12 protein-coding genes and 1 pseudogene are annotated in these 12,796 nt (G+C 73.1%); 11 read left to right on the top strand and 2 right to left on the bottom strand.

Annotated elements, in window-relative coordinates; translation table 11 throughout:
- Positions 1–3: 3 nt before the first annotated feature.
- The gene (locus NOCJ54_RS0115300; protein ID WP_028656191.1) at positions 4–189 is read left to right on the top strand and encodes a hypothetical protein; all 186 of its coding nucleotides are present in this window, start codon (positions 4–6) and stop codon (positions 187–189) included.
- Between the two features lie 75 nt (positions 190–264).
- On the top strand, positions 265–2,022 hold the full coding sequence (locus NOCJ54_RS0115305; RefSeq protein WP_084255269.1) for an AMP-binding protein: 1,758 nt from the start codon (positions 265–267) through the stop codon (positions 2,020–2,022).
- 27 nt (positions 2,023–2,049) lie between these two features.
- Here NOCJ54_RS0115305 and NOCJ54_RS0115310 read toward each other — a convergent pair whose 3' ends face one another.
- Positions 2,050–2,922 (bottom strand): LysR family transcriptional regulator, encoded by an 873-nt coding sequence (locus tag NOCJ54_RS0115310; protein ID WP_028656193.1) that lies wholly within the window; start codon positions 2,920–2,922, stop codon positions 2,050–2,052.
- Positions 2,923–3,054: 132 nt separating this feature from the next.
- Here NOCJ54_RS0115310 and NOCJ54_RS0115315 point away from each other — a divergent pair, with 132 nt between their 5' ends.
- The 9 genes and pseudogenes from NOCJ54_RS0115315 to NOCJ54_RS0115350 all read left to right on the top strand — a co-directional run bounded on the left by NOCJ54_RS0115315 (position 3,055) and on the right by NOCJ54_RS0115350 (position 12,521).
- Complete coding sequence (locus NOCJ54_RS0115315; RefSeq protein ID WP_028656194.1) at positions 3,055–4,413, top strand: LLM class flavin-dependent oxidoreductase; 1,359 nt, start codon at positions 3,055–3,057, stop codon at positions 4,411–4,413.
- A 177-nt stretch (positions 4,414–4,590) separates the two neighbouring features.
- Positions 4,591–4,866: pseudogene (locus NOCJ54_RS30605) on the top strand (hypothetical protein); the annotation flags it as partial.
- Positions 4,782–6,059, top strand: coding sequence for an ABC transporter substrate-binding protein (locus NOCJ54_RS26120; protein WP_198020240.1), 1,278 nt, complete (start codon positions 4,782–4,784; stop codon positions 6,057–6,059). The pseudogene NOCJ54_RS30605 and the gene NOCJ54_RS26120, both read left to right, overlap by 85 nt.
- A complete protein-coding gene (locus tag NOCJ54_RS0115325; protein ID WP_028656195.1) occupies positions 6,056–7,123 on the top strand; it encodes an ABC transporter permease in 1,068 nt (355 codons plus the stop codon). The genes NOCJ54_RS26120 and NOCJ54_RS0115325 overlap by 4 nt, the downstream gene beginning before the upstream one ends.
- A complete protein-coding gene (locus NOCJ54_RS0115330; RefSeq protein WP_028656196.1) occupies positions 7,120–8,025 on the top strand; it encodes an ABC transporter permease in 906 nt (301 codons plus the stop codon). Before NOCJ54_RS0115325 ends, NOCJ54_RS0115330 begins: the two co-directional genes overlap by 4 nt.
- Positions 7,991–9,115 (top strand): ABC transporter ATP-binding protein, encoded by a 1,125-nt coding sequence (locus NOCJ54_RS26125; protein ID WP_084255271.1) that lies wholly within the window; start codon positions 7,991–7,993, stop codon positions 9,113–9,115. The genes NOCJ54_RS0115330 and NOCJ54_RS26125 overlap by 35 nt, the downstream gene beginning before the upstream one ends.
- On the top strand, positions 9,112–10,221 hold the full coding sequence (locus NOCJ54_RS26130; protein ID WP_084255273.1) for an ABC transporter ATP-binding protein: 1,110 nt from the start codon (positions 9,112–9,114) through the stop codon (positions 10,219–10,221). Before NOCJ54_RS26125 ends, NOCJ54_RS26130 begins: the two co-directional genes overlap by 4 nt.
- Positions 10,218–11,369, top strand: a complete 1,152-nt coding sequence (locus NOCJ54_RS26135) for an LLM class flavin-dependent oxidoreductase (RefSeq protein WP_036518221.1) — start codon at positions 10,218–10,220, stop codon at positions 11,367–11,369. The genes NOCJ54_RS26130 and NOCJ54_RS26135 overlap by 4 nt, the downstream gene beginning before the upstream one ends.
- 3 nt (positions 11,370–11,372) lie before the next feature.
- On the top strand, positions 11,373–12,521 hold the full coding sequence (locus NOCJ54_RS0115350) for a CaiB/BaiF CoA transferase family protein (protein ID WP_028656197.1): 1,149 nt from the start codon (positions 11,373–11,375) through the stop codon (positions 12,519–12,521).
- Positions 12,522–12,538: 17 nt separating this feature from the next.
- Here the strand turns inward: NOCJ54_RS0115350 and NOCJ54_RS30005 are convergent.
- Positions 12,539–12,796, bottom strand: a 258-nt coding sequence (locus tag NOCJ54_RS30005; protein ID WP_028655767.1) for a hypothetical protein, incomplete at its 5' end; no start/stop codon positions are given.

A 12,796-nucleotide genomic window follows, 5' to 3' on the forward strand; every position in this document is an offset into this window, starting at 1 on the left:
TCCATGAGCGACCTCACCCGCGACCCCCGGTCCCCCTTCGGCGGCCCGGTCCGGTCGTCCCGGCGTCCCCGCGGACGCCACCTGCGCGAGCGCCGCGACCAGCGGCCGAACCTCCAGTGGGAGCTGAGCCGGCTCCGCTGCCGCCTGGCCCGCCTGGTGTGCGGGCCGCCGACCTCCGGCGCCGTCTGACGGCTGGCGGTCGACGGCCGGCGGCGCCCACCTTCGAGGGTGCCGCGCCGGTGTGACCCGGGTGACAGTGTCCACATGAGCACGACCACCCTGCCCGCCGCCACGTCCGACGTCCCGACGTCAGCCCCCACCCAGGCCCTGCGCGAGGCGCGGGACCTGCTGCGGGCGCTCCGGACCGACCACGCCGGTGCCGTCGACGCCTTCCGCTGGCCCGACGTGGGGCCGACGTTCAACTTCGTCCACGACTGGTTCGACGGGTTCGCGCGGGGCAACGACCAGCCGGGCCTGGTCATCGTCGAGGAGGACGGCTCCCGCGCGTCGTACAGCTTCGACGAGCTGGTCACCCGCTCCGAGCAGGTGGCGCACCACCTCGCCGCGCACGGCGTGCGCGCCGGCGACAGCGTGGTCGTCATGCTCGGCAACCAGGTCGAGCTCTGGGAGTCGATGCTGGCGCTGGTCCGCCTGGGGGCCGTGATCATGCCGACGACGACCGCCGTCGGCCCGGCCGAGCTGGTCGACCGCCTCGACCGCGGCGACGCCCGGGCAGTCGTGTGCAACGCCGCCGACGCCGCCAAGTTCGACGAGGTGCCCGGCGACTACCTCCGCGTCGCCGTCGGCGAGGCGGTCGAGGGGTGGGTGTCCTACGCGGCCGCCCACGAGACCCCGGCCGCCCCCGTCGAGCACCCGCGCAACGGCAGTGGCGACCGGCTGCTGCTCTACTTCACCTCCGGTACGACGAGCCGCCCCAAGCTGGTCGAGCACACCCACGTGTCGTACCCGGTCGGCCACCTCTCGACGATGTACTGGCTGGGCCTGCAGCCCGGCGACGTGCACCTCAACATCTCCAGCCCCGGCTGGGCGAAGCACGCGTGGTCGAACTTCTTCGCGCCGTGGCTGGCCGAGGCCACGGTCTTCGTCTACAACTACGGCCGCTTCGACGCGGCCGCCCTGCTGCAGCAGATCCGTAGCGAGGGCGTCACCACCTTCTGCGCGCCCCCGACGGTGTGGCGGATGCTCATCAACGCCGACCTGTCCGGCGGCCGGGGCTCGCTGCGCGAGGCGATCGCGGCGGGTGAGCCGCTCAACCCCGAGGTGATCAGCCAGGTCGAGAAGCACTGGGGCCTGACCATCCGCGACGGCTTCGGGCAGACCGAGATGACCGCCGCGATCGCGAACCCGCCCGGCCAGCCGGTGCGCTCCGGGTCGATGGGCCGGCCGCTGCCGGGTGTCCCGGTCGTGCTGGTCGACCCGCTCGAGGGCACCGTCGTCGACGGCGTCGGGGAGGGCGAGATCTGCCTCGACCTCCGAGCCGACGAGGGCGGTCGGCCGCTCTCGCTGATGACGGGCTACCAGGGTGACCCGGAGCGGAACGCGGACGCGATGGCGGGCGGTTTCTACCACACCGGCGACGTGGCGGCACGCGACGAGGACGGCTACATCACCTACGTCGGGCGCACCGACGACGTGTTCAAGGCGTCGGACTACAAGGTGAGCCCGTTCGAGCTCGAGTCGGTGCTGATCGAGCACCCGGCGGTGGCAGAGGCCGCGGTGGTGCCGGCGCCGGACCCGGTGCGGCTGGCGGTGCCGAAGGCGTACGTCGCGCTGGTGGACGGGCACGAGCCGGGTCCGGAGACGGCGGAGTCGATCCTGCGGTACGCGCGGGAGCACCTGGCGCCGTACCTGCGGGTGCGTCGGCTGGAGTTCTTCGAGCTGCCGAAGACGATCTCGGGGAAGATCCGGCGGGTCGAGCTGCGCCACCGTGAGGTCGAGGTGGAGGGGCAGCGGCCGGCGGGGGAGTACCGCGACGACGACTTCCCGGGCCTGAAGGGCTGACCCCTCAGGAGCTCTCGGGCGCCCGCGTCACGCGCTGACGGCGTCGGGGACCGGCGCGCTGGCGAGCAGTGGCCGCAGGGCGTCCACCGTCATCCGGGCAACGCCGTCCGGAAGCCCGGCGCGCGCACACACGTGCAGCCGGATCGGTGCCGGGCTGGGCAGGTCGTCGCGGCGGACCAGACCGGCAGGGGTCTGGCCGAGCGTCGCCATCAGGGCCACGCCGAGCCCGGCTCCGACGGCGGCCTGCACGCCGGCGAGCTGGATCGCCTCGGCCCCGATGGTCGCCGGGACACCGTGCGCCGCCAGCGTCTCGAGGGCGCGGCTGCGCAGCGTGCACGGGCTGTCGAAGGCGACGACGGGCAGTGGTGCGGGCGCGGCCGGCGGCGACCACGTCGGCGACGAGTACCAGGCAAGGGCGAGGTCGCCGACCTCCAGCGCGTCCGGGGCGTCGGAGTTGAGCATCAGGGCGAGGTCGATCGCGCCGGAGGACAGGCCCTCGCGCAGGCGGGTGCCGCGGTCGATGCGGAACCGGAAGTCGTAGCCCGTGCCCGCGCCCTCCAGCGCGGCGGCGAGCGCGGGGAGCAGCTGCGCCGCCGCGTGCTCGGTGGAGCCGATGGTGATCGGGGCCGCCTGCTCGGCGCCGAAGCTGCGCAGCGCCTCGTCGTGCGCCGCCAGGACCTGCCGGGCGTGCGCGAGGAGGCGCTCGCCGGCCACGGTGAACCGCGAGCCCCGCCCGTGCTTCTCGACGAGCCGGGTGCCGACCACGCCCTCGAGGCGCCGCACGTGCTGGCTCACCGCGCCCTGGCTCAGGTGGAGGTGGTCGGCCGCGCGCTGGAAACCGCCACAGTCCGCGATCGCCACGAGGCTGCGGAGCGGAGCAATGTCCAGAATCTTGGTCATGAAACAAGGGTAAACCCTCACCCATCACGGCGCGTGATGGGTGGGCATCACGAAGCCTCGTTGGACGCCGCCTTCAAATACGAGTAACTTCCTAGACAAACATCGGAAGTGAGTCGGGAGAGAGCGAGCGAGATGACGTCGAAGCGGCAGATCCACCTGGGCGCAGTGCCCTACGCCACCGGTGGACCGGGGAGCTCGACGCTGTGGCTGGACCCCGAGATCCCGGTCGACGCCAGCGTGGACATCGACTGGTACACCGAGATCGCACAGCTGGCCGAGCGCGGCCGCTTCGACCTGCTGTTCATCGTGGACAGCCAGTTCATCACCCCCTACTCGCCGCCGCACTACCTCAACCGCCTCGAGCCGCTCACCCTGCTCAGCGCCCTCGCCGCCCGCACGAGCCACATCGGCCTGGTCGGCACCGCCTCGTCGAGCTTCAACAGCCCGTTCAACCTCGTGCGCCGACTGGGCTCGCTCGACCTGATCAGCGGCGGGCGCGCCGGCTGGAACGTCGTCACGACCGGCGACGCCGGCACCGCCGCCAATTACGGCCTCGACGAGCACTACGACTACGACACCCGCTACGAGCGCGCCCACGAGTTCGTCGAGCTCGCCCGTGCGCTGTGGGACTCCTACGAGGACGACGCCTTCGTGCGTGACCGCGAGACCGGGGTCTTCCTCGACCGCAGCAAGCAGCACGTGCTCAACCACGAGGGCACGCACTTCAAGGTGCGCGGGCCGCTCAACCTGGTCCGCTCCGCGCAGGGCCACCCCGTCGTCTTCCAGGCCGGCAGCTCCGACCAGGGCCGCGACCTCGGAGCCAGCGTCGGCGAGGGGATCTTCATCCACGCCCCGGACATCCCGGCCGGCCAGGCCTTCTACGACGACGTGAAGACGCGCGCACGCGACCGGTTCGGCCGCAACCCCGACGAGATCGTCGTCATGCCGGGCATCGAGGTCGTCGTCGCCGACACCGACGAGGAGGCACGGGAGCTCGAGGCCCACTGGCACGAGAGCGACCACAACTTCCAGGCCGCCCTCGAGGAGTTCGGCCGGCCCTTCGGCTGGCACGACTTCACCCAGTACGACCTCGACGCACCCTTCCCGGCCGATGCGCTGGTCCACGGCGAGCGGTCGTTCTACACGCAGGCGAAGGCGGTCACCGAGCGCGCCGTCAGCAACGGCTGGACCCTCCGCCAGGCCGTCGAGGCGACCCGCCTGTGGCCGAAGGGCGACTTCGTGGGCACCGCCGCCACCGTCGCCGACCGGCTCGTGGAGTGGTGGGAGGCCCGCGCCTGCGACGGGTTCAACATCTCGGTGGCCCACCCCTCGAACTTCAAGCGGTTCGTCGACGAGGTCGTCCCGCTGCTCCAGGAGCGCGGAGTCTTCCGCGCCGACTACGAGTCCACCACGCTGCGGGGGCACCTCGGGCTCCCCGTCCCCGCCAACCGGTACACCGCGGCCCGCACCGCTGCCGGCGAACCGGCCTGAGCTCCGGGCGTCCGGCCGCACCCGTCGGGCGCCCGGTCGTCACCTCCATCAGCACGCCCCCGTCACCCGAGACCCTGCACGAAAGAGACCTCGATGTCCCTGCGTTCCCGCAAGCCCGCCGCCACGTCCCTCAACCGCCGCACGTTCCTGGGCGCCAGCCTCGGCGCCGGCCTGATCATGGCGTTGGAGGCGTGCGGCGGCACCTCGTCCGGCAGCGGTTCCAGCGGCGGTGGCGGCACGCTCAAGTGGGCGTGGCAGCTGCCGACCACCTGGGACCCGGTGACGTCCTCGGCCGGCTCCGACGTGCAGATGCTCGCGCTGGCCTACGACCCGCTCACCGCTCTCGACGAGCAGGGCAACGCGATCCCGTGGCTCGCCGAGTCCTGGACCTACGGCAAGTCGGGCACCAAGGTCACCTTCACGCTGCGCGCCGGCCTCAAGTTCAGCGACGGCAGCCCGCTCGACGCCACCGCCGTCGCCAAGTCGATCGAGCGCGGCCGCACCGCCGACGGCTCGCTCATCGCTCCGCAGATGAAGACGATCAAGAGGTCACCGCCTCCGGCGACCGCGACGTCGTCGTCGAGCTCAGCGAGGTCGACTACCAGTACCCCCTGCTGTTCGCCGGCAAGACCGGCATGGTCGTCAACCCGGCCGTGTTCGAGAAGGACGCCGACTCCCTCGCCACCCAGCCCGCCGGCTCCGGTCCGTTCGAGGTCACCAAGTACGTCCAGAACGACCACGCGTCCGCGCGCAAGAACCCGCACTTCTTCCTGGCCGGCGACATCGAGGTCGACACCTTCGAGCTCTACCCGCAGGCCGACCCCGCGACCGTCGTCGCCGCGGTGCAGTCCGGCCAGTACAACCTCGCCCGGCTCAGCGGCGCCCAGGTGCAGCAGGCGAAGGACGCCGGCCTCGAGGTCCAGGTCATCGACTCGATGGCCGTGCACTGCCTCGACGTGCACGCGGGCAAGGCGCCGTGGAACGACCCCGTCGTGGTCGAGGCGCTCAAGTACGCCATCGACCGGGAGAAGATCAAGGAGGTCGCGGCCTTCGGCATCGGCGAGGTCAGCTACCAGCCCTTCCCCAAGGGCTACGTCGGCTACAGCGCCGAGCTCGAGGACGCCTACCCCTACGACCCCGACAAGGCTCGCCAGCTGCTCGCCGACGCCGGCTACACCGAGCCGGTCAAGGGCGTGTTCACCAGCTCCGGCACGGCCCCGGCCGCGGTCGAGCTCATCCAGGCGCAGCTCAAGGAGGTCGGCATCGAGCTCACCATCGAGAACATCCCCCAGACCCAGCACACCCAGCTGGTCTACATCGAGCGGTCCAAGGCGCTGACCTACGACTACTTCGCCGGCCGCGAGTCGCCCGTCCAGGCCTTCCAGGTGCTCTTCGGCGCCGAGGGCCTGATGAACCCGGGCCGCAAGACCGACCCGAAGCTGGAGGCGCAGCTGAAGAAGGTCAAGGAGACCCCGACCGACGACCCGGCCTACCCGCAGCTGCTGCAGGAGGCGACCCGCCTCGCGGTCACGTCGTTCCCCAACACCTTCCTGCTCACCGGCCCGTCGATCATCGCCCGCAAGGGCGTGTCCACGCTGCCCGAGCTCCCGAGCCTGCGCAGGTTCGAGGGGGTGTCGACCTCGTGAGCGTCGCCGCACCGGCCCGCCCCGAGGTCACCGCCGTCCCGGCCCCGGTCGCCCCGGCGACCCCGCCCTCCGTCGTACGACGGACGGTGCCGTGGCTGCGGTCGCTGGCCAGCGTCGTGGCGATCACGATGACGGTGCTGTTCCTCGCCTCGGTGATCACCTTCGCGCTGGGTGCGATGAGCGACAGCAACCCGGCCGCGGCCGCACTGGGCGAGACCGCCACCCAGGAGGACATTGACCGGCTCAACCACGAGTACGGCCTGGACCGCCACGTCGTGGTGCAGTACCTCAGCTGGGTCGGCAACGCGCTGAACGGCGACCTCGGACGGTCGTGGTTCACGACCGTCCCGGTCACCGAGAGCATCGCCGCGGCCCTGCCCGTCGACCTGTCGATCGCCGTGCTCGCGCTGACCCTCGCGATCCTGATCGGCGGCGGCGCGGGCATCGGCGCGGCGTTGAGCAACGGCGGCTGGTTCGACCGAGCGGTCACCCTGGTCTGCTCCCTGCTCGCCACGCTGCCGCCGTTCGTCATCGGCATGGCGCTGATCGTGCTGTTCTCCGTCAAGCTGGAGCTGCTGCCCGCCGGCGGATACGTGCCGCTCAGCGAGGACCCCGTGCAGTGGCTCCGCTTCGCGATCCTGCCCGGTCTCGCGCTCAGCCTCGACGTCGCCGCCTCGATCGCCCGACAGCTGCGCACGTCGCTGACCGGCGAGCTGCGCGAGAACTACGCGGTCGGCGCGGAGATGCGCGGCTTCGGCCGCCGGCGCGTCCTCTTCGGCCACGTGCTGCGCAACGCGGCCGGTCCGACGCTCGCGGTCATCGGCCTGGCGATCCCGCTGATCATCGGCGGCGCGGTCATGACCGAGAAGCTCTTCGGCCTGCCGGGCGTCGCCCAGCTCGCCCTCCAGGCCGCCGAGCGCGGTGACGTCCCGGTCGTCCTGGGCACCCTGCTGACGACGACGGTCATCGTGGTCGCCGCCAGCCTGGTGATCAACGTGCTGCAGACCGCGCTCAACCCGGTCGCCCGGCGCGGGGGCGGCGCGACCGCGGGGGTGCGCCGATGAGGACCCTCGCCGCCCTCTGGCGGGTGCCCAGCGCCCGCTTCGCCATGATCGTCCTGCTCGCCGTCGGCTTCCTCGCCGTGCTCGGCGGGGCCCTCGCGCCGCACGACCCGCTCCAGCAGTACACCGACCGCGTGCTCCAGGGCCCGAGCAGCGACCACCTGCTCGGCACCGACTACGTCGGCCGGGACGTGCTCAGCCGCCTGATGGAGGGCACCCGGCTCTCCGTGATCGGCGCCCTCGAGGCCGTGGTCATCGGCGGGCTGCTCGGCGTCCCGACGGGCCTGGCGTCCGCGTGGCTCGGGCCGCGCCTCGAGTGGGTCACGTTGCGAGTCAGCGACACCCTCGTCGTGCTGCCGTTCACCGTCTTCGCGATCGCCGTCGCCGGGACGCTCGGCAACGGCCTGCAGCAGGCGATGATCGCGATCGGCATCCTGATCAGCCCGATCTTCTACCGGGTGACCCGCGCGGCGACCCTGGGCCTGCGCAAGGTGCAGTACGTCGAGGCGGCCGAGCTGATGGGCGCCACCGAGTGGTGGACCCTGCGCCGCCACATCTGGAGCAAGGTCCTGCCGAACGTGGCCGTCGCCGCCGCGCACGCCACCGGCGCCGCCCTGCTGGTCGTCGCCTCGCTGGCCTTCCTCGGGCTGGGCGTCACGCCGCCGGCACCCACCTGGGGCGGGATGCTCTCGTCCGACCTCGGCTACCTCGCCCAGCAGCCCTGGGCGCCGGTCTTCCCGGCCGCGCTGATGATGGCCACCGTCGGCTCGCTCAACCTCCTGGCGGACGCGATCCGCGACGCCACCGGTGCGACGGCCGCCCCGCGCCGCCGCCGGTCCACCCCCGCCCGCCCCCGAGAGGAGCAGCGCGATGTCAGCGACACCCGCGACGCCGTCGGCGTCTGAGGAGGCCCGGGAATGGTCCGGGCACACGCTCGAGGTCAGAGACCTCCAGGTCTCCGTCGCCGACGGCCTCGTCGCCGTGCGCGACGTGTCCTTCGCGATCCGCCGCGGCGAGTCCGTCGGCCTCGTCGGGGAGTCCGGGAGCGGCAAGACCCTCACCTGTCGCGCGGTCCTCGGGCTGCTGCCCGCGACCGGCCACGTGGACGCCGGCCGGATCGTCCTCGGCGACGGGGACGACGCGGTCGAGCTCACCGGCGCCCGCCGGTCGACGTGGGACCGGGTCCGCGCGACCCGCATCGGCGCGGTGTTCCAGGACCCCGCGTCGTACCTCAACCCGTCGCTCACGGTCGGCCACCAGCTGGCCGAGCAGCTGCGCACCAAGCGCGGCCTGTCACGCGGCGAGGCCCACGACCGCGCCGTCGAGCTGTTCGCCGAGGTCGGACTGCACGACCCGGCCGGGGTCTTCCACCAGTACCCGCACCAGCTCTCCGGCGGCATGCTGCAGCGTGTCCTCATCGCGATCGCGGTGTCCTGCGACCCGGAGCTGCTGATCGCCGACGAGGCGACCACTGCGCTCGACGTGGTCATCCAGGCCGAGATCCTCGCCCTGCTACGGAGGCTGCGGGACACCCACGGCCTGTCCTTGCTGCTGGTCACCCACGACCTCGCCGTCGTCGCGGAGAGCTGCGACCGGATCCTCGTCATGTACGGCGGCCAGGTGGTCGAGAGCGGACCGACGGACGAGGTGCTGCGCAACCCCCGCCACCCCTACACGCAGGCGCTGATGGGCGTCGCGACGATCGGGGACTGGGGCCGTCGCCGGCTCGACGTGATCCCCGGCCAGCCGCCGGCCGCCGGTGCGCAGATGCCGGGGTGCCGGTTCGCGCCGCGCTGCGCGCTCGCCACCCCGGACTGCACCGCGGGCCCGGTGCCGGTCGTCGACCTCGGCGCCGGACGCACCAGCCGCTGCCTGCTCGCCGACCAGCTCGGCGACCGTGCCGGGGACGGTGCCGGCAGCCAGTCCGGCCACCAGCCCGGGCGCCACCCCGGACGTCATGTCGCCCACCTCGACGACCAGGCGGTGCCCGCATGAGCTCGACCCAGGAGATCCGCATCGCCCCCGCGGCCGGGCCGGGCTCCCCGGCAGGGTCGGCCGAGGCGGCGCAGCCGTTGTTGTCGGTGCGTGGCCTGTCGGTGTCCTACGCCCCGCCGCGCAAGGGCACCCACCTCGGCACCGGCGCCGCCCTGGCCGACGCCGACCTCGACGTCAGCCCCGGCGAGATCGTCGGCATCGTCGGCGAGACCGGGTCCGGCAAGACGACCCTCGCGCGCGCCACCGTCGGCCTGGTCGCCCCGGCGGCCGGCACCATCGCCTTCGCCGGCGACGACATCGGTGGCCTGCGTGGCCGGGCCCGCCGCGACTTCCGCCGCTCCGGCCAGGTCCAGCTGGTCTTCCAGGACCCGCTGCGCTCCCTCGACCCCGACCTCACCGTGGCCGAGCTGGTGCGCGAGCCGCTCGACATCGCCGCCGCCCTGTCGCGCCGCGAGCGGGACCAGCGGGTGGTCGAGTCGCTGCAGCTGGTCGGCCTCGACCCCGAGGCCGTGCTCGACCGGCGTCCGCGCCAGCTCTCCGGCGGCCAGCGCCAGCGGGTCTCCCTGGCCCGGGCGGTCTCGACCCGGCCGCGGCTGCTGTTCTGCGACGAGCCGGTCTCCGCGCTCGACGTGTCGAACCGGAACCTCGTGCTCAACCTGCTCGACCAGCTCCGCACCGACCTCGACCTCGCGGTCGTGATCATCGCCCACGACCTCAGCTCGCTGGCCGGGATCGCCGACCGGGTCGCGGTCTTCTACCGCGGCCGGATCGTCGAGCAGGGCCCGATCCGCCGGGTGCTCGAGGACCCGGCGCACCCCTACACCGCGCTGCTGACGGCCTCGGCGCCCAGCGTCGTCCAGGAGGACCGGCTGCGGCCCGAGCAGCTCAAGTCGGCCGCCGACGCCCCGACGTGGCCGGCCGAGCGCGGCTGCGTGTTCGCCCACCGCTGCCCGTTCGCGCACGACGCCTGCGCCGACCAGCCGCCGGCGCAGACGCTGCCGCACGACCCCGCCCGCCGGGCCGCCTGCCACGTCGCTGCCACCTGGCGCGACCGCCTCGCCCCCGATGCTCCCCACGCCCCCCACGCTCACAAGGAGTCCGCATGACCCACGACGCCCGCTACGACGCCGTCGAGATCCTCGGCATGATCGGCACGGCCGACGCCTCGGAGATCCGGCCCGGCACCGCCGACGTCGTCGACCCCGACTACACGGCGCGCTTCGCCCGCGCCCACGAGGAGGCCGGCTTCGACCGGGTCCTCATCGGCTACGGCTCCGGCTGGGCCGAGGGCACCCAGGTCGCGGCGTACGCCGCCGCGCACACCGAGCGCCTCGGGCTGCTCGTCGCGCACCGGCCCGGAGTCGTCCACCCGACGCTGGCCGCGCGCACCTTCACCACCCTCGACCAGTTCAGCAAGGGCCGGGTCGCGCTCAACATCGTGACCGGCAGCTCCGACGTGGAGCAGCGCCGCGAGGGCGACTACCTGCCGCACGACGAGCGCTACGCCCGCACCGACGAGTACCTCCAGGTGCTCCGCTCGCTGTGGGACACGAAGGGCCCCCGTGACTTCGCGGGCGACTACTACCGCTTCGAGGGCACCACCCCGCAGGTCTTCCCCTACCAGGACCGCTACCTCGAGCTGTTCTTCGGCGGCAGCTCGCCGGCGGCGTACACGGTCGGGGCGAAGCACGCGGACACCTACATGCTCTGGGGGGAGCCGCTGAAGGAGACCGGCGAGCAGATCGCGACCGTCACCCAGCGTGCCGCCGAGGCCGGCCGGGCGCAGCGCCCGCGGGTCTCGGTGTCCTTCCGCCCGATCCTGGGCCGCACCGACGACGCAGCCTGGGAGCGCGCGCACGGCATCCTCGACACCATCAACGGCGTGGTGGGTGCGCACTACCGGGAGAAGATCGGGTCGATCCACCCGCAGGACCTGGCGCCCCAGAACGCCGGGTCGCAGCGGCTGCTCGCCGTCGCCGAGAAGGGCGAGCTGCACGACCGTTGCCTGTGGACGCCGACGACGAAGGCCGTCGGCGGCGGGGGCAACTCGACCGCGCTCGTCGGCTCGCCGGAGACCGTCGCCGCCGCGATCCTCGACTACGTCGAGATCGGCGTCGACACGATCCTGGTCCGCGGCTACGACCCGCTCCAGGACGCCGTCGACTACGGCCGCGACCTGCTGCCGCTGGTCCGCCAGGAGCTCGCCCACCGCGCCGCCACCCGGCAGCCGGTCGCGGAGAAGGCGACCGCCTGACCCATGCGTCCCCTGGAAGGAGTGCGGGTCGTCGAGCTCGCCCACGTCGCCGCCGGGCCGTTCGCGGGCATGCTGCTCGCGGACCTCGGCGCCGACGTGGTCAAGGTCGAGCCGCCGACCGGCGACCAGATGCGTGTGTGGCCGCCCTTCGCCGACGACGGCGCGGAGCGGTTCAGCCACAACTTCGCGTCGGTCAACCGCAACAAGCGCTCGGTCGTCGCCGACCTCAAGGACCCCGACGACCTGGCCCGGGTGCGCGAGCTCGTCGCGGCCGCCGACGTCGTCGTCGAGAACTACCGGCCGGGCGTGCTCGACCGGCTCGGGCTCGGCTACGACACCGTGCGCGAGGGCCACCGCGGCCTCGTCTACTGCTCGATCTCCGGCTACGGCCTGACCAGCCCGTACGTCGACCACGGCGCCTACGACGTCGTCATCCAGGGGATGTCCGGGCTGATGAGCGTCACCGGCGAGCCGGACGGCGGACCGGTGAAGGCCGGCGTACCGGTCGGCGACTTCACCGCCGGCCTGTACGCCGCCTACACGATCGCGGCGCTCCTTCCGCAGGTCCGTGGGAGTGGCACCTCGACGCGCATCGACTGCCCGATGCTCGACTGCCTGCTCGGCGTCTCCGCGCTGCAGACCAGCGAGTACTGGGGGAGCGGCGCCGAGCCGCGACGGCTCGGCACCGCCCACCCGCGCAACGCGCCCTACCAGGGCTTCCAGGCAGCGGACGGCGCGTTCACCGTCGCTGCCGGCAACGACCGGCTCTGGGTGGCCGTCGCCGAGGTGGTCGGGCTCGCGGAGCTCGTCGACGACCCGCGCTTCCGCACCCAGCTCGACCGCGTGCACCACCAGCACGAGCTCGAGGCGCTGCTCCAGGCGCGCTTCGCCGAGGAGAAGCGCGAGCACTGGCTCACCGCGCTGCGCGCCCGCGGCGTCCCGTGCGGACCAGTCAACGGCTTCGGCGAGATCCTCGCCGACCCGCACGTCGAGGCGACCGGCCTCGTCGCCGACCTCGACGTGCCCGTCGCCGGACCGACCCCGACGGTGGTCTTCCCGGTGCGGATCGAGGGCGCCGAGCCGCGCCTGGACCGCGGCGCACCGCGGCTGGGCGCCGACACCGAGGTGTACGACGAGTGGGCGGCCCGATGAGTAGCCCTGTGTCAACGTCAGGCCGCTTCGACACCGCTGAGCAGTGCCTGGAGGGCGCCGTGCTGGTGGGGGTCGTAGGCGGTCTGGTTCTGCCAGCATCGCCAGATCACGCCGAGCCAGGCGCGGGCCAGGATGCGGGTGGCGTGGGGGTGGTCCTTGCCGCGGGCGAGGGCGTCGTTGTAGATCTTCGCGGCCCAGGGGTTGGCTCGGCGGGAGTCGCCGGCGAAGTCGCAGACGGCGTCGCGGAGCTCTTTGTTGACCGCCCATCGGTAGGT

Source organism: Nocardioides sp. J54 (genome assembly GCF_000519005.1).
Classification (GTDB): Bacteria; Actinomycetota; Actinomycetes; order Propionibacteriales; family Nocardioidaceae; genus Nocardioides.